This is a genomic window from Algoriphagus winogradskyi (assembly GCF_900182815.1).
Classification (GTDB): Bacteria; Bacteroidota; Bacteroidia; order Cytophagales; family Cyclobacteriaceae; genus Algoriphagus; species Algoriphagus winogradskyi.
Window position 1 is genome coordinate 17843 of sequence record NZ_FXUA01000009.1, and the last position, 24942, is coordinate 42784.

Annotated in this window: 25 protein-coding genes; 17 read left to right on the forward strand and 8 right to left on the reverse strand. The window is 40.7% G+C overall.

The window, feature by feature from the left end:
* The first annotated feature begins 89 nt into the window (after nt 1-89).
* Nucleotides 90-1337, forward strand: a complete 1248-nt coding sequence (locus tag QOL76_RS18635) for a DUF349 domain-containing protein (protein ID WP_283414476.1) — start codon at nt 90-92, stop codon at nt 1335-1337.
* A gap of 76 nt (nt 1338-1413) precedes the next feature.
* Nucleotides 1414-1635 (forward strand): DUF2795 domain-containing protein, encoded by a 222-nt coding sequence (locus tag QOL76_RS18640; protein ID WP_024284896.1) that lies wholly within the window; start codon nt 1414-1416, stop codon nt 1633-1635.
* A gap of 214 nt (nt 1636-1849) precedes the next feature.
* Here the strand turns inward: QOL76_RS18640 and QOL76_RS18645 are convergent, their stop codons facing one another.
* From QOL76_RS18645 to queA, 5 genes are all read right to left on the reverse strand, one after another.
* On the reverse strand, nt 1850-2575 hold the full coding sequence (locus QOL76_RS18645; protein WP_283414477.1) for a LytR/AlgR family response regulator transcription factor: 726 nt from the start codon (nt 2573-2575) through the stop codon (nt 1850-1852).
* Nucleotides 2572-3612: a sensor histidine kinase gene (locus QOL76_RS18650; RefSeq protein WP_283414478.1), complete on the reverse strand. Its 1041-nt coding sequence runs from the start codon at nt 3610-3612 to the stop codon at nt 2572-2574. Before QOL76_RS18650 ends, QOL76_RS18645 begins: the two co-directional genes overlap by 4 nt.
* A gap of 29 nt (nt 3613-3641) precedes the next feature.
* Nucleotides 3642-4487, reverse strand: coding sequence for a LiaF transmembrane domain-containing protein (locus tag QOL76_RS18655; RefSeq protein ID WP_283414479.1), 846 nt, complete (start codon nt 4485-4487; stop codon nt 3642-3644).
* 219 nt (nt 4488-4706) lie between these two features.
* On the reverse strand, nt 4707-5396 hold the full coding sequence (locus tag QOL76_RS18660; RefSeq protein ID WP_283414480.1) for a 2-C-methyl-D-erythritol 4-phosphate cytidylyltransferase: 690 nt from the start codon (nt 5394-5396) through the stop codon (nt 4707-4709).
* A gap of 100 nt (nt 5397-5496) precedes the next feature.
* On the reverse strand, nt 5497-6546 hold the full coding sequence (queA, locus tag QOL76_RS18665; RefSeq protein ID WP_283414481.1) for a tRNA preQ1(34) S-adenosylmethionine ribosyltransferase-isomerase QueA: 1050 nt from the start codon (nt 6544-6546) through the stop codon (nt 5497-5499).
* A 208-nt stretch (nt 6547-6754) separates the two neighbouring features.
* Here queA and QOL76_RS18670 point away from each other — a divergent pair, with 208 nt between their 5' ends.
* Nucleotides 6755-8002 carry an ABC transporter permease gene (locus QOL76_RS18670; protein ID WP_283414482.1) on the forward strand — a complete coding sequence of 416 codons (1248 nt, stop codon included), beginning with the start codon at nt 6755-6757 and terminating at the stop codon, nt 8000-8002.
* A 75-nt stretch (nt 8003-8077) separates the two neighbouring features.
* Here the strand turns inward: QOL76_RS18670 and recA are convergent, their stop codons facing one another.
* Nucleotides 8078-9106, reverse strand: coding sequence for a recombinase RecA (gene recA, locus QOL76_RS18675; RefSeq protein WP_283414483.1), 1029 nt, complete (start codon nt 9104-9106; stop codon nt 8078-8080).
* Between the two features lie 180 nt (nt 9107-9286).
* Here recA and QOL76_RS18680 point away from each other — a divergent pair, with 180 nt between their 5' ends.
* From QOL76_RS18680 to QOL76_RS18720, 9 genes are all read left to right on the forward strand, one after another.
* Nucleotides 9287-10078, forward strand: a complete 792-nt coding sequence (locus QOL76_RS18680) for a DUF3108 domain-containing protein (RefSeq protein ID WP_283414484.1) — start codon at nt 9287-9289, stop codon at nt 10076-10078.
* A 151-nt stretch (nt 10079-10229) separates the two neighbouring features.
* Nucleotides 10230-10922, forward strand: coding sequence for a response regulator transcription factor (locus QOL76_RS18685; protein WP_283414485.1), 693 nt, complete (start codon nt 10230-10232; stop codon nt 10920-10922).
* On the forward strand, nt 10923-11999 hold the full coding sequence (locus QOL76_RS18690; RefSeq protein WP_283414486.1) for a sensor histidine kinase: 1077 nt from the start codon (nt 10923-10925) through the stop codon (nt 11997-11999).
* A 79-nt stretch (nt 12000-12078) separates the two neighbouring features.
* Complete coding sequence (locus QOL76_RS18695) at nt 12079-12789, forward strand: RluA family pseudouridine synthase (RefSeq protein ID WP_283414487.1); 711 nt, start codon at nt 12079-12081, stop codon at nt 12787-12789.
* A gap of 181 nt (nt 12790-12970) precedes the next feature.
* The gene (gene rplM, locus QOL76_RS18700) at nt 12971-13414 is read left to right on the forward strand and encodes a 50S ribosomal protein L13 (RefSeq protein ID WP_091697417.1); all 444 of its coding nucleotides are present in this window, start codon (nt 12971-12973) and stop codon (nt 13412-13414) included.
* 9 nt (nt 13415-13423) lie between these two features.
* Nucleotides 13424-13810, forward strand: coding sequence for a 30S ribosomal protein S9 (gene rpsI / locus QOL76_RS18705; protein ID WP_111612705.1), 387 nt, complete (start codon nt 13424-13426; stop codon nt 13808-13810).
* 33 nt (nt 13811-13843) lie between these two features.
* Nucleotides 13844-14608: a 30S ribosomal protein S2 gene (gene rpsB / locus QOL76_RS18710; RefSeq protein ID WP_283414488.1), complete on the forward strand. Its 765-nt coding sequence runs from the start codon at nt 13844-13846 to the stop codon at nt 14606-14608.
* Nucleotides 14609-14817: 209 nt separating this feature from the next.
* Nucleotides 14818-15648, forward strand: a complete 831-nt coding sequence (gene tsf / locus QOL76_RS18715) for a translation elongation factor Ts (protein WP_283414489.1) — start codon at nt 14818-14820, stop codon at nt 15646-15648.
* A gap of 169 nt (nt 15649-15817) precedes the next feature.
* Nucleotides 15818-17395 (forward strand): M1 family metallopeptidase, encoded by a 1578-nt coding sequence (locus QOL76_RS18720; RefSeq protein ID WP_283414490.1) that lies wholly within the window; start codon nt 15818-15820, stop codon nt 17393-17395.
* 230 nt (nt 17396-17625) lie between these two features.
* On the opposite strand, the gene thiL is transcribed toward QOL76_RS18720, so the two are convergent.
* Both thiL and mce read right to left on the reverse strand, forming a co-directional pair.
* Nucleotides 17626-18654 carry a thiamine-phosphate kinase gene (gene thiL, locus QOL76_RS18725; RefSeq protein ID WP_283414491.1) on the reverse strand — a complete coding sequence of 343 codons (1029 nt, stop codon included), beginning with the start codon at nt 18652-18654 and terminating at the stop codon, nt 17626-17628.
* A gap of 261 nt (nt 18655-18915) precedes the next feature.
* Nucleotides 18916-19317: a methylmalonyl-CoA epimerase gene (gene mce, locus QOL76_RS18730; RefSeq protein WP_283414492.1), complete on the reverse strand. Its 402-nt coding sequence runs from the start codon at nt 19315-19317 to the stop codon at nt 18916-18918.
* Between the two features lie 90 nt (nt 19318-19407).
* Here mce and QOL76_RS18735 point away from each other — a divergent pair, with 90 nt between their 5' ends.
* From QOL76_RS18735 to QOL76_RS18755, 5 genes are all read left to right on the forward strand, one after another.
* Nucleotides 19408-19734, forward strand: a complete 327-nt coding sequence (locus QOL76_RS18735) for a HesB/IscA family protein (RefSeq protein ID WP_192348245.1) — start codon at nt 19408-19410, stop codon at nt 19732-19734.
* Nucleotides 19735-19841: 107 nt separating this feature from the next.
* Complete coding sequence (gene gcvT, locus QOL76_RS18740) at nt 19842-20936, forward strand: glycine cleavage system aminomethyltransferase GcvT (protein ID WP_283414493.1); 1095 nt, start codon at nt 19842-19844, stop codon at nt 20934-20936.
* On the forward strand, nt 20937-21650 hold the full coding sequence (locus QOL76_RS18745; protein WP_283414494.1) for a 2-phosphosulfolactate phosphatase: 714 nt from the start codon (nt 20937-20939) through the stop codon (nt 21648-21650).
* 184 nt (nt 21651-21834) lie between these two features.
* Entirely contained in the window at nt 21835-23313 is a 1479-nt protein-coding gene (locus QOL76_RS18750) for an alpha-amylase (protein WP_283414495.1), read from the forward strand.
* A 146-nt stretch (nt 23314-23459) separates the two neighbouring features.
* Nucleotides 23460-24938, forward strand: a complete 1479-nt coding sequence (locus tag QOL76_RS18755) for a sulfatase (protein ID WP_283414496.1) — start codon at nt 23460-23462, stop codon at nt 24936-24938.
* Nucleotides 24939-24942 lie beyond the last annotated feature (4 nt).

Sequence of the window (24942 nt, forward strand, 5' to 3'; positions counted from 1 at the left end):
GGCAAAAAAACCGCTTTCTTAGGATAAGTGCTTTTGAATTAATTAATTTGCGGAAATTCGAAAACCGCCACCTAACCTACTGTAGAGCAATGGAGCATCCGTATGGATATATCAAAAACGACAAAGTTTATTTGAGGGGATTTTTGGGGCAGGACGATAGGGTAATCGGAGAAGTAAAAGAAGATGAGGCCTCTACACTAAAATATTTTGAGGATAGATTTGAACAACTCAAACAAAAAGTAGAGAAACTCAAGAATGATATTCAGGAAAACCAGAACAAGGGGTCTTTCCTGATGAAACTTATTCACCTCAGAGAATCTCTTATGCAGTCTGATGCATTGGGAGATTTCGAACCCCTAATTAAAGATCTTAGCGAACAAGAAGAATTCCTAAACGAAATAATTCAGGTAAATCGCACCAAAAATCTTGAGGTCAAAAAAGCATTGATTCAAGAAGCCGAAGAGAAAAAAGACGATACGGACTGGAAAGAAACTACCGAGTTTTACAAGGAATTAAAACTCCGCTGGATCAAAACCGGCCCTGTTGACAAGGAACATCAGGAAGAAATAGAAGGCACTTTCAACGACATCGTGCAGCATTTCTTCGAAAACAGAAGACATTTCTTCGAAGGACTCGCACTTCAGGCCGAAGAAAATATCAAAGTATATGAAGCGTTAGTTGTTCAGGCTAGGGAAGCACATGATTTTCCTGATGCTAAGACTGCTTTTGATATTTCAAAGAAAATCCAACGTCAATGGAAAGAAGCCGGTAAAGTACCCGCTGAGAAGAGACAACCGCTATGGGATGAGTTTTCCAGGTTGAACAACCGAATTTTCTCCAGATACAAAAGGACCCTTCAAACTGGACCGCAAATGAACCCAAGGGAACTAATGCGGAAGGTGGAGACTTTAACGGAAGAAATCAAAACATTAGCAGGTAAACCAACGTCATACGAACTCATTGGGAGAGCCAAAGCGATTCAGGAAGAATGGAGAAAATTACCCCCACGCAAACCAAGAGAGGCTAATTTGATCGTAAGATCATTCCAATTCTTCTCCGACATCGTATTTGAGAAAGCCTTCTTAGAGAAACTTGTACATGGTAAGTACCCTGACTTTGACGAAAAACCAGAAGCGGAACAAATTCAGATAAAAACTGCTTTACTAAAAGATTTATTGAAAAGAGATCAAACTGAGCTGGAAGCGGCACAAAACAATACGGAGAATTTCCGCGTTCAGTCAGCTGATTTTGATATAATGATGAAGAAAAAACTATTTGCCGTGAAGAGAAAGGTTGATGTAAAAAATTATATTTTGAAGCAACTTTCTTTTAAATAATAAAACAACGCTGAATATTTCAAAAAAAGAATAATTTTGCACCCTTTAACTCCGGAACTCCTTTAAAACAAACACTATGTACTGGACACTCGAATTAGCATCCTATTTAGAGGACGCACCCTGGCCAGCCACCAAGGATGAATTAATTGATTATGCCATCCGATCCGGCGCACCAATGGAAGTAGTAGAAAACCTTCAAGAATTAGAAGATGATGGAGAACCTTATGAGACCATCGAAGAAATTTGGCCAGATTATCCGACCAAAGACGATTTCTTCTTCAACGAAGACGAATATTAAATGAAAAAAGCCCTGAGTGATCGGGGCTTTTTCTTTTTTGTAACCTGGACTATTTTAACCACAGAGGACGCAGAGATTTCGCAGAGTCACTAAGTAGTTCGCATGACCTTGCAGTCTGAAGACTCAATTAGTAAAAGTATTCAGGCTTGAACACTCGCAACTGAAAACTGCGACTGATCCCTGACAACTAAAAACCGCAACTGTTCACTGAAAACTATAAGCCCAAAACCTGTCTCAGCCTAGAATACCCTGTCTTACTCACTGGCACCTTCTCACCTCCTCGTAATAACACCAGGTAATTATCACGCTCATAGGGCTCTATTTTGGTGATCTCATTCAAGTTGATCAGGTATGACCTATGCACACGCACAAACTTACTGGGATCCAAAGCTTCCTCGAGAGATTTCATGGTCATCTTCTTTAGGTATTTACCCGAAGCTGTATGAATAGCGATGTAATCGTCCTCGGCCTCAAAAAAAATCGCTTCGTGTGTAGGAATAATTTTGATCTCATTCTTAACTCTGACCACCAGCCGATTTCTTTTTTCAGCCAACTCATTCAGTTTTTGAGTGCTTTCGTCTGCCCCCGCTTGCTGGGCAAGAAACTTATCTATAGCCTGATTAAATCGCTCCTGAGAAAAAGGTTTCAGCAAGTAATCAATCGCCATCGCATCAAAGGCTTTCAGAGCATACTGATCGAAAGCCGTAGTGAAAATAACCGCCGGAGGCTCATCTAGGAGTTCGAGCATTTCAAAACCGGTAATTTTAGGCATCTGTACGTCCAAAAAAATCAAATCGGGGTTATGTTCTTGAATAGCTTTAAGTCCCTGAAATCCATTTTGGTAAACTCCTACGAGTTCAAACTGAGGGAAATTTGCTAAAAACTCCTGCACAATACTAGCAGCCAAAGGCTCATCATCTATGATTAAAGTTTTGATCATTTCTGTTGGGGTATTTTTAAAATAACAGTAAAAAGCGAGTCCTCAGCTTTAGACTCCAAGAGATCTTTCCTGCCAAAAAGCAAAAATAGTCGTCGATCTACTGAACTTAATCCAAAGCCAGTTCCTTTGGGAGCAGCCACCTCAGGATCAAAAGGATTTTCGATTTTCAGCATCAAATAATTTTGCTCCTTATATGCTTGAACAAGTATTTTCACGTCCTCCGTGATCCCATAAAGCCCATGTTTTATGGCATTCTCCAATAGCGGCTGAATCAATAACTGGGGCACTCGCATTTGCTTTACTTCATCAGCCAAATCAAAAACCACCTCTAACCTATGCCCAAATCGCACCCGCTCTATATCCAAATACATCTTTAGATAAGTCAATTCCTCGTCTAAGCTCACCCACTGCTGATGGTCTTTTCTGATTGTTCCGCGAAGAAAATCTGAAAGCTGAAGCACCATTTCTCTGGCTTTTTGGGGTTGAGAGACAGTGAGTGCACTTATAGAATTCAGACTGTTAAATAGAAAATGTGGCTGTAGCTGCTGTCTCAACTGGGTCAACTCTGCTTCCCGCGAAAGTTCATTCATCATTACCTCTCTTTTCTGGGCTTCATTTTGCTGTTCTAATTTCGAAACTACAATTGCAATGAGCCCCACAAGTGTCTCCGCCAATCCCAAAATTGCCCATCTGAGGTAAAAGTGCGACTTGAGAAAATCCCGGTAAGTCTCCTGATCAGAATAAATCCACCTGAGTAAATATTGGTGGGAAAGAACAGCCAAGAAACTGAATATCAAAGGCACTCCCAGAAGCAACCAGTTATTGCTTCCTTTGGGAATATAAAAGCCGAAAACCCGATCCAGCATATTTACTCCCAGAGAGAAAAGCAAGGCAAAAACTAAGGAATCGACTATAGCTGTAGACTGATCAATTCCATAAAAAACTAGCAACCCAAATGTAACAAGGAACCAGATTACTCCGGCTCCTTGTACGATCCAAATACTTTTAGAAGGGTTTGAAAATGCTTTAGAAAACAAAATTTGGTGGTTTTAAGAAAGGAATTTCGTTAATAAGATTTGATTTCCAAGCCACCAAAGAAGACTGTTCCCCTGATCACCATAACTTTATCTGAATCCACTTCCGACTGACGGTACACCCGCTTATCTTCCACTCCTGCAGCGATGTTGGTTACTTCTACCCGTACATCCCAGTGCGGAGGAACTACTAATTTCACACCGCCGAAAATCACATCTACCTGAAGGGTCACCATGCCAGAAAAGTCTGATTGAGTCAGGTCTAGGTCAATCCCCCCAAAGGCAGCAGTCAGTTTACCTCCTTGGAAATTCTTGGTAAGCATTCTTTTATTTATTCCGCTGAAGATAGAATCTATAGAAACACTATCTGAGTAGCTGGTACCAGAAACACCAGACATTCCTGAGTAAGATTTAGCTCCGGAAGCTTGGCTTGAAAAAGAAGATTTTTCTCCTTTATTATACTCCTCGCCTATTTTATATTCCTCACCAGAAGCTGGGGAAGCGGTAGATTTAGCCCTGATTTTTTCCTGAATATCATTTAAAACCTGCTGCTCTTGCCGCTTTTTTGTAATCAGATAAATACCGACCAGGATAAGAGCTATTGGGAAAATAAATCGCTGCAATCCGAAATGAAAATCAAATTCCTGCTCAAGTAAAAAGAATAAACCTACACCTAGCATCAATACTCCAAAGAAACTTTTGAACTCATGCTTAACCAAAGTAATCACCCCTATTGCGATTAAAATCATCGGCCAGGATAATAACCAATCAGGATAGAAAATATCTAGCTTTCTAAGTAAAATCAGGACACCTACTGCGAGGATTATAAATCCGAAGACCATCCCTCCATCATTGTTGTTTATGCGATTTCGTTTCATCTGTTTTGTAATTAGTTTTGTAAAGCCAAATGGAATCTCGCCTGATTAATCATCATTCCTGCATAGGGCTTCTGATTCCTGCTCGATTTCACCTCATTCATTTTTTAATGATGATCGAAAGTACTGGACGGGACATTCTTAAGAAATGAACAAAAGGCCAACTCAACCTAAAAGTCGGTGAAACACATAAAAAAGTCGGTGAAATTTCACCCGCAATTTTTACCGATCTGACGATTGCTTCGCTGCGATAAACTCCGCGTAATCCATATCTTCAGGAGTAGTAATCTTGATGTTTTCAGGATTTCCTGAAATCAACGTCACTTGCCAACCTTGATTTTCATACACAGTAGCATCATCGGTAAACTGTTGGAGTTCGGTTACTGCAAAAGCTTTTTTGATTTTCTTTACTTGGAAAGTCTGAGGGGTTTGCACCATGCGAAAATTTTGCCTCTCCTGATAAAATGACTTTCCATCATCTGTCAGCTTCCTGATTGAATCTTTCAATGCAATGACAGCAATGGCACTACCCTGTTGCTGGGCAGTTTCAAAACTTTCTGAGATTACTTTTTTGTCTACAAAGGGACGAACTCCATCGTGGATAGCGACCAGTTCGGTCTCAGGGTTCAGAGAATTCAAGCCGTTTCTCACAGATTGAAACCTGGAATTGCCACCTGCTACCAATCGATGAGAGATAGTGAATTGATAATGCTGACACAGCTCTTCCCAATATGAAAAATCATTCTCGGGCAAAACTAGAATTAATTCAATAGATGGATCGACGCTATAAAACACAGAAAGTGTGCGCATCAATACCGGCTGCCCAGCAATGGGTAAATATTGCTTGGAAATAGGACTGCCCATTCTGGTGCCTCTTCCGCCTGCGACTAGGATTGCAGCTTTGTTTGTCATACTAGATTTGCCCAAATGTAAAGAATCAAACTTGCTCAGATTTTACTTCAAAGTTATATCTGTGTGAACATAAAAAAAGCTCCTTTCGGAGCTTTCAGTATTAAAGGATCAACATCGCGTCTCCGTAAGAGAAGAATCGATATTTTTCTTTGATGGCTTCTTTATATGCTTTCATCACCAAATCGTAACCTCCGAATGCCGCTGCTGTCATTAGCAAGGTAGATTCTGGAAGGTGGAAATTAGTAATTAACGAATTAGCGATTTTAAACTCGTAAGGAGGAATGATAAACTTATCCGTCCAGCCAGCACTAGCCTTCAAACGACCGTTTGCAGTCACCGAGGACTCAATCGTTTTCAATGAAGTTGTACCCACAGCTACCACTCGCTTTTTAGCATCCAATGATCTATTCACCAATTCTACAGTTCTATCAGGAATCTCATAGTTTTCGGAATCCATCTTATGCTTAGTCAGATCTTCTACGTCTACCTGACGGAAAGTCCCCAAACCAACATGAAGAGTAATAGGAGTCACATCAACACCCTGAAGCTCTAGCCTTTTTAGCAAATGAGGAGTAAAGTGCAAGCCAGCTGTAGGTGCTGCAACAGCGCCCACATTCTTAGCGAATACAGTTTGATATCTTTCTTTATCTTCTGCTTCTACTTTTCTTTCAATAAATTCCTTCAAAAGAGGGGTTTCACCAAGCGTATCTATAGTCTTATGGAATTCTTCTTCAGTCCCATCAAACAAGAAGCGAATTGTACGACCTCTAGAAGTAGTGTTGTCAATTACTTCCGCAACAAGATCAGAATCTCCGAAATACAGCTTGTTTCCTACTCTGATTTTACGAGCTGGATCTACCAACACATCCCAAAGTTTCAATTCCGCATTTAATTCCCTTAAAAGAAACACCTCGATTTCTGCACCGGTTTTCTCTTTGTTGCCATAAAGCCTTGCAGGAAATACTTTGGTATCATTAGTAACAAAGACATCACCTTCACCAAAGTATTCGATAATATCTTTAAAAACTCTGTGTTCAATTTCACCAGTATCACGATGAACAACCATTAGCCTGGATTCATCCCTGTTGGCTGCTGGATAATGAGCTACTAGTTTCTTTGGAACGTCAAATTTGAAATCCGATAATTTCATATGTTTATTATTTGTCTTTTAAAGGCCATATGGAATCTCGCAGGGCTGATAAACATGCCAATATGTGTCGTTTCCGACATGCTCGATTTCATAGTTAAGTTTTAGATGTCTTGAGTGATTTAGAATATCTCTAAAAAATGCAAAGATACTAACAAAATCAGGCAATTTCAGCTAACTTGACAAATTGTTTTAAACCAACTATTAACGCATGCTCTTTTTCAAACTCTCATGGGAAAGTTTTCGCTTCGCGATCGCAGCATTAAAGACTAGTCTCACGCGTACCATATTATCCCTATTAGGGGTGACAATTGGTATTTTCGCCATTATAGCTGTATTCACCTTAGTCGACTCTTTAGAAAATAACATCAAATCATCCTTTTCATTTCTAGGCACTAATGTAATGAGAGTGGATAGATTCCCTTATGCAAACGGGCCGCAGGATTACCCTTGGTGGAAATATTTCCGAAGACCCCCCGGTACTGTAGCTGAATATGAATTTCTGCAGCAAAGGTTGACATCTGCGGAAGCGGTCACAATTGCAGCATCTGCTAATACAACTGTAAAAGCCGGAAGCAATGCCTATCAAGGTATGGCTCTTACCGGTGCTGTCTACTCCTATCAAGATGTCTATGAGCTATCCATTGAGGAAGGTAGATATTTTACACCCTCAGAAATAAATGCCTCACGGAATTTAGCAATTATAGGAAGGGAAATTGCAAACACGCTTTACCCACAGCAAGAAGCACTTGGCAAACCCATTAAAATCAGAGGAATGAAGTTCACCGTGATCGGTATCTTTGAGGAAGAAGGAGAAGGCTTATTTGGCGGTGGGTCCAAAGACGAAGCCTGTCTAATCCCTTATGGTGCTTTTACCAAAATGTACTATACGGGAAGAAACGGTCTGGAGCCAGTGATCGCAGTGAAGGGCATGGAAGAGGACATCGGGCTAGTTGCTTTAGAAAATGAAATGACAGGATTACTTCGTGCCAAAAGAGGACTAAAACCAAGAGACGAAAATAATTTTGCGTTAAACAAAACTGAGTTTATCCAAAATGCCATAGGATCCGTATTTGACGTCATTTCTATCGCAGGATGGGTAATTGGTGGATTTTCAATACTTGTAGGCGGGTTTGGTATCGCTAATATCATGTTCGTGTCTGTTCGAGAACGAACAAACATCATAGGTATCCAAAAATCGTTGGGCGCAAAAAATTATTTTATCCTTTTTCAATTTCTATTTGAATCTATTTGCCTTAGTCTAATCGGAGGAATTACAGGAATAATTATCGTCTATTTCCTAACCTTTATTCAATTGGGAACTTTGGAGATCGTACTATCGATCAGCAACATTGTATTAGGCTTGGGAGTTTCCACTATTATTGGAGTAGTTTCAGGAATTGTCCCTGCTACTTTAGCTGCAAGAATGGATCCTGTAGAGGCGATCCGGACAACCTAAATGGCACAGAGCATATAAAGCAAAAAGCGGTTGTCAAATTATTGACAACCGCTTTTTGCTTACTGTAGAAAAGGTTTACTCCTCCTCGACTACTGCGCTAGCTCCTTTCGATAATCCAGAGGCAGCTTTGATCTTTATTTCAAGATCTTCCATCAATTCAGGGTTATCCAAAAGTAGGGTCTTCACAGCTTCACGGCCTTGCCCAAGTTTTTCTCCATTATAGGAGAACCATGAACCTGCCTTTTTGATAATATCCAGTTCCACACCAAGGTCAATGATTTCCCCCACTTTGGAAATACCTTGCCCGTACATGATGTCAAACTCCACTACTTTGAAAGGAGGCGCCACTTTATTTTTCACCACCTTCACCTTAGTTCTATTACCAAGGATGTTGTCTGCACTTTCTTTAATCTGACCTATTCTTCTGATATCTAGCCTAACAGACGCATAAAATTTCAATGCATTACCACCAGTCGTAGTTTCAGGATTACCAAACATAACCCCGATCTTCTCACGAAGCTGGTTAATGAAAATACAAGAGCATCCAGTTTTATTAATAGCTCCAGTGAGCTTTCGCAAAGCCTGAGACATCAATCGAGCTTGCAAGCCCATTTTGCTGTCTCCCATATCGCCTTCCAGCTCACCTTTTGGCACCAAAGCAGCCACCGAGTCAATCACAATAATGTCAATAGCTCCTGATCGAATTAAATGCTCGGCTATCTCCAATGCTTGCTCACCATTGTCTGGCTGAGAGATCAATAAATTTTCAGTGTCTATACCAAGTTTTTCTGCGTAGCTCTTATCAAATGCATGCTCCGCATCGATGAAAGCCGCCAACCCACCTGCCTTTTGAGCCTCAGCGATACAGTGCAGCGTCAGGGTAGTTTTTCCAGAAGATTCTGGGCCATATATTTCAATCACTCTGCCTCGGGGAATTCCTCCGACGCCTAATGCTATATCCAACCCTAGTGAGCCAGTAGATATCGCAGGTACATCCACCACTTTATTATCACTAAGCTTCATTACGGTGCCCTTACCGTACGTTTTATCCAGCTTATCGATAGTCAGCTGTAAGGCTTTTAGTTTTTCGGCGTTATTACTCATGCGTTTTGAATTTGTCTTATCAATTATTTAGTGAAAGTAAATAAACAGCAGTCCATTACCAAGGTGTGCTATCCTATTGTTTCGGGATACTAAATTCGTAATTTTAATCGCCTTTCGGCACGTTTTTTCGTAATACCTATAGATTACCCCTCTTTTCGTCAGGTATTGTCATTAAAATTTATGAAAAGAATCCTAGGATCAGTATCAGTACTTCTTTTTTTCACCCTATTCGATCTCTCCGCCCAAGGGTCGGAAGGCACAACGCCATTTACTTTTGGTGAAGAGCTTTCATTTGAAGTATCCTACGGATGGCTGAATCTAGCTGACGCAAAAATGCAGATTGCCAAAAGACCTCAAGAGCAGAACGAAAAACCACATTATAAAATTGATGTGTATGGCAAAACAAAAGGTGCTGCCACCATATTCGGGAAGGTAAACGATAACTGGGGAACTTACTTAGATGTAGCCACCAATTTACCCTCCGTGTCCTACAGACATATTGAAGAAGGGAAATACCGAAAACATGAGTTCGTTCACTTTGACCAAAAGAACAAGAAAGCTACCATGAAGCTTTTTGACAAAGAGAATAGACACTTGAAGGAAACGAAGGATTTTGATTTACCCGGGCAAGTTCAGGATTTAGTGAGCGGTTTTTACTATTTGAGAACTCAAGATTTGAAAGATTTGAAGGAGGGAGAGTCAATCTTAATCCGCGGATTCTTTGATAAGGAAATATATAACATAAAGTTAATCTACGAGGGGACTGAAACATTAGACACCAACCTTGGCAAGAAAGAAACTTATATTTTCTCCCCTCAACTCCCGAAGAACAAACTTTTCAGAGGCGATTATCCAGTGAAGGTCTGGGTCACAAAGGATCAGAACAAAATCCCTGTAAAAATCAAAGCAAATCTTTTTATCGGATCATTGAATTTAGACATCATATCTGCGAAGGGACTGAAAAACAACTAATTCAAAAGATCATAACATTAGGATAACATTGTACTGCTATTACCAAATTTTCTTGTCATTTTCATAGTGTGGCTCGTACATAGACAATCTATTGTTTGGCTTCAATCCTTAAATATTCCTTAATTTTAACCCAAACATTAAGAAATCACTGATGAGCGATAAGCAAAAAATCAAAGTTCTGGTAGTTGACGACGAACCTGATATTGTTGAAATCCTGAAATACAATCTCCAAAAAGAAGGCTATGAAGTAGCAACCGCCGAAGATGGAATCAAAGCAGTAAAAGTTGCTGCGAAATTTTTGCCGGATGTGATTCTTCTAGACATCATGATGCCAAATCAGGACGGTGTCGAAACCTGCCTACAAGTAAGACAGATTCCGGAGCTCAAAAACACCTTTATTATTTTCCTTACAGCGCGTATGGAAGAATATTCTGAAGTTGCCGCATTTGACGTCGGAGCGGATGATTACATCACCAAGCCCATCAAGCCTAGAGCGTTGATGAGCAGAATTTCAGCTTTGTTCAGACGTGAATCCAAAAAAGAGCAGGAGCAGATTCAAATCAAAATCCGTGACTTAATCATTGACAGAGGAAGTTATACGATTGACAAGTCTGGAAAGACGATTACCCTGCCCAAGAAAGAATTTGAGCTTTTGTATTTCCTAGCCAAAAACCCTAATATCGTTTTCAGTAGAGACGAACTTCTCCAAAATATCTGGGGTGCCGATGTCTTTGTATTGGCGAGAACTGTAGATGTGCATATTAGAAAAGTGCGTGAAAAGATTGGAGAAGATTACATCACTACTGTGAAAGGTGTAGGCTATAAATTCGAATTAGGGCAATAAATGTTTACCACTTCCAGAGGAATTTCTTTGATCCTGGCTTTAGCCATCTCGGCTCTGGTTGCGGCTTTTTTGTCTTTAATGGATGGCGCAGACCTTCTTTTGCTCCTAGTTGCTTGGGGAGTATCTTTTTCGTCATCCTATTTGCTGATTTCCTTTATGCTGGAGTATTTAATCTTCAAGGAGATTGGGGATATTTATTCTCTTTTAGAAAAAATCCAACGCAAGGATCTTTCTGAAATCAGCGAAAAAGGCCGTAAGGGCTCTATTTCACCACTTAGAAAAATAAATAAAGTCATCAATTCCTATGCGATTGCCCGCCAAAAGGAGATAGACACACTACAGAAAAATGCAGTTTTCCGTCGGGAATTTATTGCTGATATTTCTCATGAATTGAAAACTCCAATTTTTGCCACTCAGGGCTACATCCACACACTGCTTGACGGCGCTATAGATGACAAGCAAGTTCGTATGCGCTTTCTGAAGCGAGCAGCTAAAAGCCTCGACTCTCTAGATATCTTAGTTCAAGATCTTCTGACACTTAACCAAATGGAAAGTGGTGTAATCAAATTTAACTTTACAGAATTTGATTTAAAGGAACTCTTGGAAGAAGTAATGGAAGAGCTGGAGCACAAAGCTTCTAAGCGTGACATGCACATAAAGTTTGAGGTGCAGCCTGACAAGCATTACCTTACGAATGGAGACAGGCAGAAGATCTATCGGGTTTGTCAAAACCTAATCTTCAATGCCATGAAATACAATCAAAATGGCGGTGAGGTACAGGTAGTATTAAAAACCCATAAAAACACTATCCAAGTAGATGTGACCGATGACGGCCCGGGTATCCCGCCGGAAGATCTGAAAAGAATTTTTGAACGATTCTATCGTGTGGAGAAAAGTAGAAATAAAAAAGAAGGAGGCACAGGCCTCGGTCTGGCCATTGTTAAACATATTCTGGAGGGTCACAAAAGCAAGATTTCGGTGAGTTCAACAGTTGGAAAAGGTTCTATTTTCAGCTTTTCTCTTCCATTGGTGAAAAGCGACTCTATGGAGGACAAACATAAAGCGGCAACTCTCTAAGAATAAAACCTAGAGAAGTTTTTTAACCATCCTTTTTTTCCTACTTTTGCAGCCTCAATTGAAAGAGGCAGGAGAATCCATGAAGAAAGTAGATTTTGACAATCTTATTCTGTTTGAAAACGAGGATTACCTGGTAATCAATAAACCGCCGTACCTATCAAGCTTAGACGATAGACACGAAGCGCAGAACATCCTAGACCTTGCCAAGGCACACACCCCCGATGCCCAGCTGTGCCATAGATTGGATAAGGAAACTTCAGGATGTCTAGTGATTGCCAAGAATCCAGCGGCCTACAGGCATTTGGCTATGCAGTTTGAAAGCAGAAAAGTAAACAAAGTCTATCATGCAGTGGTGGAAGGGATCAAGGAATTCAGCGATGAGCTGGTAGACCGAAATCTCTTGGCCAACAACAAAGGAATCGCCAAAGTAAGTAAGGATGGCAAGCCAGCACAGACAGTTTTCAATACCTTGAAGACGTACTATGCGCACACCCTAGTCGAGTGCAAGCCCATCACTGGGAGACTGCATCAGATCAGGGTTCATTTGGCTTATTTGAAGTCACCCATTTGTGGTGACACCTTATATGGAGGCAACCCTTTATACCTTTCTTCTATCAAGCGTCGCTTCAATTTAAAAAAAGAGACAGAAGAATTACCAATTATGCAGCGGGTTTCGCTTCATGCTTATTCGATTGGATTTAAGGGTCTGGATGACAAGGAAATATTCGTAAATGCGCCCTATCCTAAGGATTTCAAGGTTTTGGTCAATCAACTAGAGAAAACCAGCTAAGAGATTTAGATCGAAAAAGAGCAAGAAAAACCCGGTTTTAAGAGGTAGTAAAACGCTAAGCCTGTGAAAATTAGGACTTAGTATTGGAAATATTTTGCATCGAAAATAAAATACTCCTATCTTTGTGTCCCTTTTTGAGGGTGAAATAAATTTAACAAGCTAAATATTAAACAGTTACACAGTGGATACTTTGAGCTATAAGACCGTATCAGCCAATGCCGCGACTGCAGATAAGCAATGGGTGGTAGTGGATGCCCAAGCAGCAGTTTTGGGTAGATTGGCTAGTGAGGTAGCAAAAATCTTAAGAGGTAAGACGAAGCCAAGCTTCACCCCTCACGCTGATTGTGGTGACAACGTCATCGTAATCAACTCTGACAAAATCAGATTAACTGGTGACAAGTGGGACTCAAAAGTTTATGTGAGACACACAGGTTACCCAGGTGGACAGCGTATTTCTACGCCAAGATTATTGAAAGACAAGTCTTCAACTATCTTGATCGAGAAAGCTGTAAGAGGCATGTTGCCTAAAAACAGATTGGGAAGAAAATTATACGGCAACTTGTACGTGTATGAAGGATCTGAGCATCCACATACTGCACAGCAGCCTAAAGCCATCACTCTTTAATCGACTATAATGGATATTATCAACAAAATCGGTAGAAGAAAAACCTCTGTAGCCAGAATTTACATGGCGCCAGGAAAAGGTGAAATCACCGTGAACAACAGAGCACTTGACGTTCACTTCCCTTTTGAACTTCACCAGATCGTAGTAAAGCAGCCTCTTACTCTAGTAGGTGTCGAAGGTAACTACGACATCAAAATCAATGTAGATGGTGGCGGAAGTACAGGTCAGGCAGAGGCAGCTCGTATGGCTATCTCTCGTGCTTTGTGCGAATTCGACGCAGAACACAGACCTGCATTGAAAAAAGAAGGTTTCCTTACTCGTGACCCTAGAATGGTGGAACGTAAGAAGCCAGGACGTAGAAAAGCAAGAAGAAAATTCCAGTTCTCAAAACGTTAATCTGGATTTACTTCAGAATATACAAATTATATTATGGCCAAATTAGAATATAAAGACTTACTAGATGCTGGTGTTCATTTCGGACACTTGACGAGAAAGTGGGATCCAAGAATGTCTCCATACATTTTCATGGAGAAAAATGGTATCCACATTATCGATCTTAATAAAACGCTTGTATGCCTCGACGAAGCATCTAACGCAATCAAGCAAATCGTACGTTCAGGCAAAAAAGTGATGTTCGTTGCTACTAAGAAGCAAGCGAAAGATCTTGTAGCTACTGAAGCGAAGAGACTTAACATGCCTTTCGTAACTGAAAGATGGTTAGGTGGTATGTTGACCAACTTCGCTACAATCCGTAAATCATTGAAGAAAATGTCCGGTTTGGACAAATTGATGAAGGAGGAAGCTTATAAGAACCTTGCGAAAAAAGAGCGTTTGATGGTTTCCCGTCAGAAAGACAAAATGGAAGATGTTCTTGGCGGTATCGCTGACTTGAGCAGACTACCTGCAGCTCTTTTCATCGTAGACATCAAAAGAGAACACATTGCAATTGCTGAAGCGAAAAAGCTTGGTATCCCTGTTTTCGCATTAGTAGATACGAACTCTAACCCAAATGAGGTTGACTTCCCTATCCCTGCTAATGACGATGCTTTCAAGTCCGTATCTTTACTAGTTAAAGCGTTCGGCGCAGCAATCGAAGAAGGTCTTTCAGAACGCAAGAGAGACAAAGAAGACGCTAAACTTACTGAAGAGGAAGAAGCGAAGAAAGCTGTGGACGCTGCTGAAACAAAAGATTAATCCACTACTTGATTGAAATATATTAAAAATTGAACATCAGGTTTCGGCCTATGTTCAATTTTTTTGTTTTACCTGCATTTGTCCTGTGAGGCTTTTCCTAGTGACCAAATGCTCCCTAGTACCGAATTAAAACCCTCCTAGTTCTTCCCAAAGACTACAAGGTTTTCGAAATAGAATTATATCGTTTAATCATACAAACTGATAATACCATGGCAATTACTGCACAAGAAGTAAACAAATTGAGACAAATGACCGGCGCCGGTATGATGGATTGCAAAAAAGCTCTTACGGAATCTGAAGGCGATTTCGAAAAAGCTGTTGATATCCTCAGAAAGAAAGGTCAAAAAGTATCTGCTTCCAGAGCTGATCGTGAAACTAAAGAAGGTGTAGCTGTAACTAAAGTAACTGAAAACGGTGCTAAAGGAACATTGCTTACACTTACTTGCGAAACCGACTTTGTTGCTAAGAATGAAGAATTCGGTGCATTTGCAAACACACTACTTGATCTTGCAGTAGAAAAAGGAGCATCTTCTGTAGAAGAAATCCTTGCACTACCTTACGAAAACATCACCGTTGCTGAGAAAATCACTGAGATGACTGGTAAAATCGGTGAAAAACTTGAGATCTCTCATTACGAAGTGATCACTGCAGAAACTGTAGTTCCTTACATCCACTCAAATGGTAAATTAGGTGTATTGGTAGGATTGACTAACACTAGCGGAACTGACGTAGAAGAAGCTGGAAAAGACGTGGCAATGCAAATTGCAGCGATGAACCCAGTAGCTCTTGATAAAGACGGCGTTGATTCTTCTGTAGTAGAAAGAGAAATCGAAGTTGGTAAAGAGCAAGCAAGAGCTGAAGGTAAGCCTGAAGAAATGCTTGAGAAAATTGCTCTAGGCAAACTGAACAAGTTCTACAAAGAGAATACACTTCTAAGCCAGTCTTTCGTAAAAGACAACAACAAGACTATCGCTCAGTATCTTGATAGCGTAAGCAAAGGAATGACTGTATCTGCATTCAAAAGAGTATCAATCGGTTAATCCGAAGGATTCCTAATCTCAAAAAACCTCTTCAATTAAGTTTGAAGAGGTTTTTTTTTATTTTAGTTACAAAGGCCAGATGAAAAATTTAAATTCAAAGCCCTTAATCGCAAAAGCAAGTCAGCAAATTATATTAGCTTTTGCTTTTGAAAGTCATACCCCACATCAGATGAAAAATATTCTTACTACTGCACTTTTACTAGTTGCTTTGGTTTCTTCTAGCCTCGGTCAAAATTGGGATTGGGGAGGACCGATTGATCCGCTGCAAGCAAGATTTGAGGTGAAGCATTACCGGCTGGAATTAGAACTTTTCCCGGAGAGTAAATCAATCAAAGGTAAAAGCACCGTCACATTTTCTACCAGCACTCAATTAGACACACTTCGTCTAGACCTTATCGATGAGTATAAAGTGACAAGCGTCCAGGCCAAAGGAGGTGAACTGGAGTTTTCACATAACAATGATCTCATAGATATTCTCATCACTGCTTGTTCCTGCGATGCGGTGGATATTTTCTATGAGGGAATAACCCCAATTGCGATAAATCCACCATGGGAAGGCGGCTTTACTTGGAAAAAAGATCAATTAGGAAATGATTGGATGGGGCTTTCATCTCAAGGTGAAGGGGCAAAGATATTCATGCCTGCCCTGGATCATCCATCTTCAGAAGCCGCAGAGGGCGTTGATCTTTTGATCACTGTTCCAAAACCTTATTTCATAGCAGCTAATGGGCGTCTAGCCCAAGTAACACAGAAAGAGGACATGCAGACTTATCATTGGTCAACAACTTATCCTATAAATAATTATGGGATCAACTTTACGATGGGCGTTTTTCATGAAGAAGAGATAAGTTTCACCTCAGTTTCTGGTGATCAAATCCCCATGCATGCCTGGGTTTTACAGGAAAACAAAGCCAAAGCAAAAGACATTTTGGAAGTACTAAAGGTATCTACAGAAACTCATGAGAAATATTTTGGAGCATACCCGTGGCCAAAAGATAAGGTAGCAATAGTGGAAACGCCCTATCTCGGAATGGAGCATCAGACCATCAATGCATATGGAAACTTCTATCGTTTCGTGAAAATGGGCGCGGTCAATTATGATAATTTATTGCACCATGAACTAGGCCATGAATGGTTTGGAAATAAGGTTTCTGTCGGTGATTGGGCGGACTTCTGGATTCATGAGGGAATTACTGCCTACGGAGACTGGCTTTACTACTTAGAGCATGGCGGTGAAGAGGCTTACTTCGAAAAAGTAGGTGGAACTTTAAAATCTATCAGTCATTCCAAGCCAGTGGCCAGCCCTGTAAATAGTACCGAAGAGGAGGCTTATCATTCAGAGATTTATACAAAGGGAGCGTACATCATGCATTCCCTACGCGGAATTTTAGGTGACGAAGTTTTCTTCCCGATGTTGAAAGCATTCGCAAATGATCCTCGATTCACCTATAAAAACCAAGTCAATACGCGTGATTTTATTGATTTTGTAACTTCATTTACAGGAGAAAATTTGGAAGGTTTTTTTCAGTTATATCTCTACACAACTGATATTCCAGAAGTAAAAATCTCTAAAAAGGGAAACAATGGTTTTGAAGTTTCACTGCAAGGAATTGACTTCGAACTGCCTGTGGAACTGAAAACAGATAAGGGAATCGAGACAGTTAAGCTAGGTAAGAAACCTCTTTTGATTAATAGCAAGACTCCACCAATCGTCGATCCAAGAGGTTGGCTAATGCTTAAAAAATAATCCCTAAGCATGGAAGCTTAAAAGACTCTTGATCATAAAAAAGCCTCTTCAAGTAAGTTTGAAGAGGCTTTTTTTTAAAATATCTATTGCATTTGAACCAGTAATAAGCTTAAGCGACTTAATAGATGGAACATTCGCATTTCCGGTACTTCGGTCACCCGTCATCGGTCTTCTGACCGGATGAGCAATGAATTTTAGACTAATGGTATTATTGCGGATATTTATTTCAATCAAAAATGCTTCCAGCCCTGTGCTTTGATTTGCACGGCAGTTCCACTTTTTGTAACCAAGAACTTACCTTCCTCAGCCTTGCTGATATGTCCGATAAAGTGGATATCCGGATGCTTTTCAAGTTTCGCAAAATCCTTTTGATCAATCGTGAATAGCAACTCATAGTCTTCGCCCCCATTCATCACGCAAGTGATAGGATCTAGATTCAGTTCCACAGCCGTATCAAAAGTCTGCTTATCAATCGGAAGTTTATCTTCATAGATCGTAGCTCCTACTCCTGATGCTTTGCAGATATGAAAAATCTCTGAAGCCAATCCATCAGAAATATCCATCATACTTGTTGGCACTACTTCCATTTCTCGAAGTTCATGGATGATATCAACCCGTGCATCTGGCTTCAGCTGGCGGGCAGTGACTAAAGTATATTTCCCTAAATCAGGCTTCATTTCTGGATTAGCTAGAAAAACTTCCTTTTCACGCTCCAGGATTTGCAATCCAACCAAAGCGGCTCCCAAGTCACCAGTCACACAAAGAATATCATTTTCTTTGGCACCGGATCTATAAGAGATTTGCTCAGGCTTTGCTTGGCCAATTGCCGTAACAGAGATCACCAAACCACTTCTGGAAGCCGTAGTATCACCGCCAATCAAATCCACACCATAATGCTCACATGCTGCATGAATTCCTTCATAGAGCGCATCAATAGCTTCTACTGAGAACCTATTGGATAGTGCGATGCTTACGGTGATCTGCTTAGGCACAGCATTCATAGCCGCCACGTCAGACACATTCACTGCCACTGCTTTGAACCCCAAGTGAGGTAATGGCGCATAGGAAAGGTCAAAATGAACTCCTTCAATCAATAGATCAGTAGTCACAACTTTAACCATGTCTCCAGCTTCAATCACTGCAGCATCGTCACCAATACCTTTCAAAGTGCTGGAGTTTTTAATTATCACTTTTTCATTGAGATGATCGATCAAACCGAATTCACCCAAATCGCTTATTTCTGTTCTCTTTTCTGACATATTTTTATAACCTCCCGCGAAGGCGCAAAGGCGCTATTTTTAATTTTTATACTAAATGATACTCGTGAGTATTTCTGATTTACGAAGTACGATTTACGAGATGCACAGTAGATTTGATGTCATTTACAAACTTTACCACTTTTCAACCTTGCCACACTTAATCAGCTTATGGAGGGAATTTTCCAATCTTCCAATCTTCCAATGTTTCAATTATGAATAATGAAGTACACCAAACTTTACAACCTTACCACCTACAACTTCTCAACTCACATCCTGACACAATTCAATCAAAACACCATTCGTGCTCCGAGGATGCAAAAATACCACTAATTTATTGTCTGCCCCAAGTTTGGGTGTTTCATTCAGGATTTCGAAACCTTCCGCTTTCAATCGTTCTACTTCAACATTGATATCTTCTACATCAAATGCGATATGATGTACACCTTCCGATTTTCGCTCTAGGAATTTAGCAATCGGGCTACTTTCATCCGTAGCCTGAAGCAGTTCCACTTTCGTTTCTCCGACCTGAAAGAATGATGTAGCTACTTTTTCTCCCTCCACTTCCTCAGTTTTAAAGTGCCTTTTACCCAGTAACTTCTCAAAGAGCTCATTGGATTTCTCCAGATCCTGAACGGCTATGCCTATATGCTCGATTTTCCTCATGCTTAAAATTGCTATATTTGCATTGAATCATTTTGGGAGTGATACTGTTTTCCCATTACTTCAACTTAAGACAAAGTAATAAATAAAGATATGATAATCGTTTCTGACAAAGCCAAAGAGCGTATCCTACAGCTCAAAAAAGAGGAAGGACGCGCAGAAAATGAGAATATACGTGTTTCGGTGAAAGGTGGCGGCTGTTCAGGTCTAATGTACGATTTAGGCTTTGATGGCGCTCAAGTGGAAACTGACCACGTATTTGAGGACAAAGGAGTGAAAATCCTGGTGGATAGAAAAAGCTTATTATACCTAGCTGGAACTACGCTGGAATTCACAGATGGACTGAACGGAAAAGGCTTCCAATTTGTGAACCCTAATGCAAGCAGAACCTGTGGATGCGGAGAAAGCTTCTCTGTATAAGCGTTAAATCTTGATAATCATTAGAAGGCAACCTGATCAGGTTGCCTTTTTTAGTGCATTTTTCGCCTCAATCCTTACCTTTGCCCACTAGAAAATTAACCCAGATTATGGAAGAGCAAATCAAAAAAATCCAACTCAATGACTTGCACGTTGCCCTTGGTGGTAAAATGGTGCCTTTCGCAGGATATAACATGCCTGTACGTTACAGTTCTGATAATGAAGAGCACCTTTGCGTGAGAAATGGCGTTGGCGTTTTTGATGTCTCCCACATGGGCGAATTTATGGTAGAAGGCCCAGAGGCACTCAACCTAATCCAAAAAGTAACTTCCAACGATGCCTCCAAAATCGTGGATGGACAAGCACAGTATTCTTGCTTTCCTAATGCTACAGGAGGTATTGTTGATGACCTGATCGTTTACAAATTTGAAGACGAGAAGTACATGCTGGTGGTAAACGCTTCCAATATCGATAAAGATTGGGCTTGGGTAAACCAGCACAATACCATGGGCGCGAAGCTGAGAAACATCTCTGATGAGATTTCGCTTTTTGCTATCCAAGGACCAAAGGCAATCGAAGCTGTTCAAGCATTAACTCCAGTTAATCTTGCTGACATTAAATTCTATCATTTTACTGTAGGTGAATTTGCCGGAGTTCAGGATGTGATCATCTCAGGAACTGGTTATACAGGTGCTGGAGGGTTTGAGATCTACGTGAAAAACGAAGATGCTGAGAAGGTTTGGAACGCTGTGTTCGAAGCGGGAAAAGACTTCGACATCAAGCCAATCGGTCTTGGTGCTAGAGATACACTCCGTATGGAAATGGGCTATTGTCTCTATGGAAATGACATCACAGATACCACTTCTCCTTTGGAAGCTGGACTGGGTTGGATCACAAAATTCACCAAGGACTTCACCAATTCTGAGGCACTGAAAGCTCAGAAAGAAGCTGGCGTTAGCAAGAAATTGGTTGGCTTCATCATGCAAGAAAGAGGAATTCCGAGAGGTCATTATCCAATTGTGGATGCAGCTGGAGAAGTGATAGGAGAAGTAACTTCTGGAACTCAGTCTCCAAGCATGGGAGTGGGTATAGGACTGGGATATGTGAAAACTGAGTTTAGCAAACCTGGAACTGAGATTTTCATCCAAGTAAGAAACAAGAACCTTAAAGCTCAAGTGGAGAAACTTCCACTTTTGAAAAAATAAATGCAACAAGTAGAAATCTGTTTCAGTCCAGAATTAATTCATCTGCATGAACTGCAAGGCAAGATTGTGGTAGTGGTCGATATATTTCGCGCCACTTCCACCATGGTTGCTGCGCTGGCAAATGGAATTACAGAAATTAAAACCTGTGCTGATCTCGAAGAATGCAGAGCAATGGCATCCGCTGATTATTTGATCGCTGGCGAAAGAAATGGAATAATGGCCGAGGGCTTCCAACTCGGAAACTCTCCCCTAGCCTACCTGTCCAGAGATTATCAAAGCCAAAAGCTAGCCATGACCACGACCAATGGCACCTTGGCAATTTCTAAATCTACGGGTGCTGATGAAATTCTGATTGGCGCTTTCCCAAATCTTCAAGCTACAGTAAGCTATATACAGTCTCGCAATAAGGATGTGTTGATTCACTGTGCAGGCTGGAAAGGCAAATTCAATCTGGAAGATTCTTTGTACGCTGGTGCTCTCGTAAAAGCCTTAGAAGCTAGCCATGATGCAGAAGATGATGCTGCAATAGCCATGAAATCTCTCTACGAGAAGGAAGGACATAATTTGAAAGGCTTTCTATCTCAGGCTTCCCATGCTAAGCGCCTTCAAAATCATAACATAGATTCTGATATAGATTTTTGTCTAACGCTAGACCTTTATTCTTTAGTTGGTAAAGTAGAAAATGAAACATTAGTAGCTGTGGAAAATTGGTAGAAACTCACATTTTCAAAAGTGGATGCTTTCAAAGCTCGGTAGAATTCTATCGAGCTTTGGTGTTTTTTAGGGTTAATAGTTCCCCATTTTGAAGCATAAAATCCCGCTTAAAAATTGTTTAAACCATCTTTAAAATTTGGCGTTTACCGATTAATCTTAACCACTAACTAACCAACTTTTAAGTATGAAAAACGGGACAATGATCCAATATTTCCATTGGTATTCTCCAGAGGATACCATTTGGAAAGAAGTAAAAGAAAAAGCCGAATACCTAGGCTACCTCGGCATCACCAGCGTCTGGCTGCCACCTGCAGGCAAAGGAGAAAATGGCGGAAGAAGCAGCGGATATGATACGTACGATTTATTTGACTTGGGGGAGTTTGATCAAAAAGGATCAGTAAGAACAAAGTACGGAACCAAGGATGAATTCATCGAAGCCACTCAAGCACTTCATGACCGAGGCATTCAGGTAATTGTCGACTTTGTACTGAACCATAAAGCCGGAGGAGATGAATCCGAAATTCTGAAGGCTGTGAAAGTGAATGAGGAAAACCGGCTGGAAACCATCTCTGAACCCTATGATATCGAGGCGTTTACACGATTTACTTTTCCGGGTAGAAATGGGAAATATTCGGATTTTATCTGGGATCACAATTGCTTCAGCGGAGTAGATTTCGACCACAGAAATCAGGAACATGGTATTTTCAATCTCATGAGCGAATATGGAAACGATTGGGAGGAAATGATTGACGACGAAAAAGGGAACTATGACTTCCTGATGTTCTGCGACATTGAATTCAGAAATCCCGCGGTACGACAGGAAATTCTACACTATGCCTTATGGCTTCATGAGCTCACTTACTACGATGGGGTTAGACTGGACGCCGTCAAGCATATTGCACCAGAGTACTTTCAGGAACTGATGTATTTTCTCCGTGAGAAAACCGGAAAAGACATTTTCGCTGTAGGTGAATATTGGGCGCCTGGCCATCTGGAATTGCTGCTAAAATATATTGAAGCTACTGACGGCACGATGAGCTTGTTTGACTCAGCGCTACAACATAATTTTCACATTGCTTCCAATTCTGGAAGTGACTATGATCTAAGGAAGATATTTGACAAAACATTGGTTGCTCATAGCCCAGACCTTGCTGTCACACTGGTCGATAATCATGACACACAGCCATTGCAGTCTTTGGAGGCTCCAGTCGAATATTGGTTCAAACCCTTGGCTTATGCTTTGATTCTGCTTCGCAAGGATGGATATCCTTGCGTCTTTCATCCAGATCTTTATGGCGCGAGCTATTGGGACAAGGGCCAAGATGGTGAGGATCATGAGATTTTCATCAATCGGGTAGATGAGTTGGAAAATTTGCTTTATGCGCGAAAAGATTTTGCTTTTGGCATGCAGCGAGACTACTTCGAAAGTCCAAATGTGCTTGGTTGGACCAGAGAAGGAAACGAGGAACACGGAGGTTGTGCTGTAGTACTATCTAATGCAGATGGGGCAACTGTCTCCATGGAAATCGGTTCTCGCTATGCCGGGAAGAAGTTCAAAGACATGCTGGGTAAAATCCAGGACGAGGTTTGGGTAAATGAATCAGGCTGGGGAGATTTTCATTGCGCTCCTGGATCAGTCTCGGTTTGGACAGAAGCGGATTAAACTATTGCTAAGAGCTGGAATATTAATCTCCAGCTCTTATTCTTTTCCCTCTTTTCTTCCTAGCTCCATAAAACCCAATCAATCAAATTCTACTTTTATCTTGACAGCAAATGCCCTAGATTGACTGGTTGAAAACATAGCAGTAAATGGCATACAGATTTTTAAAACATACATTTCTTATTGCTTCACTAGGATTAATTATTATTCCTAGTTTTGCACAAGTAAATAGACCAAATGTACTTTTCATCGCTGTAGACGATCTTCGATCAGAATTAGGGCATTTTGAAAATAGCAGCATCATCACTCCCAACCTTGACAAGCTCGCTGCTGAAGGTGTAAGTTTTACCAAGCATTTTGTCCAAGTCCCAACTTGTGGAGCTTCCCGTGCTGCTTTTCTGACAGGAAAAAGACCAAGCCGAACCGCAGAACTAGGTAACAACATCATGCAGGATGAATTTTCCAAAAAACCAGAAGGAGAAATACCTGAAACTTTTGTTCATCACTTGAGAAGAAATGGATATTACACCATAGGATTGGGCAAAATTTCCCACTCTGCTGATGGCTTTGTTTATGGGTACGAAGAGGAAGTTTCTGATAAAAAAGAACTGCCTTATAGTTGGGATGAATTCCTTTTTGACGCAGGGAAATGGGGAACTGGTTGGAATGCATTCTTTGGATATGCAGATGGAGAAAATCGCCAAAGCATGAAAAAACAAGTCAAACCATATGAAGCTGGGGATGTGGATGACTTGGGTTATCCAGATGGACTGACAGCTCAATTAGCGATCAAAAAACTCAGAGAACTAAAAGACAGCTCCCAACCTTTTTTCTTGGGAGTAGGTTTCTTCAAACCACATTTGCCTTTTACCGCTCCAAAAAAATATTGGGATCTTTATGATGAGGAAAGGTTACCATTGGCCAAGAACCCAACAATCCCTAAAAATGTACCTCGTCAAAGCTTACTCGAAAGTGGTGAATTCAACGGCTATCAACTGGGAGAAGAAAAAGCCGGGCTTGACAGAAAACTCTCTGATGAATATGCACACAAAATCAAACATGCGTATTATGCGGCTGCTAGCTATTCAGACGCTCAAATCGGTTTGATCCTAGACGAGCTAAAAGCGCTGGAACTGGATCAAAATACAATTGTGATCGTATGGGGAGATCATGGCTGGCACCTTGGCGAGCAGCAAATCTGGGGAAAGCATACACTTTTCGAAAATGCTTTAAATTCAGCGCTGATCTTCAAAATCCCGGGTTCTAAGGTTAGTAAAATTGATAATTCTATAGTCGAGTCTGTTGATATTTACCCAACTTTGATGGAATTAGTAGGCGTGGAAAAGCCGAATAATCTGGATGGAGAAAGTTTTGCCTCTCTATTAAATTCCAAAAATTCTCAAAAAGGAAATGTAGCTTATTCCTATTATCATAATGGAATATCGATGCGGACAGACCGCTATAGACTGACTAAATATTTTAGAGAAGCTGAGCCGACAATTGAGCTTTATGATCATCAAACAGACCCATTAGAATCTATCAATATAGCAGCGGAAAACCCCGAACTCGTGGCGAATTTGATGCCTATATTGGAAGAAGGAAATACTGGACTTTACGATAAAAAGTAAGGTT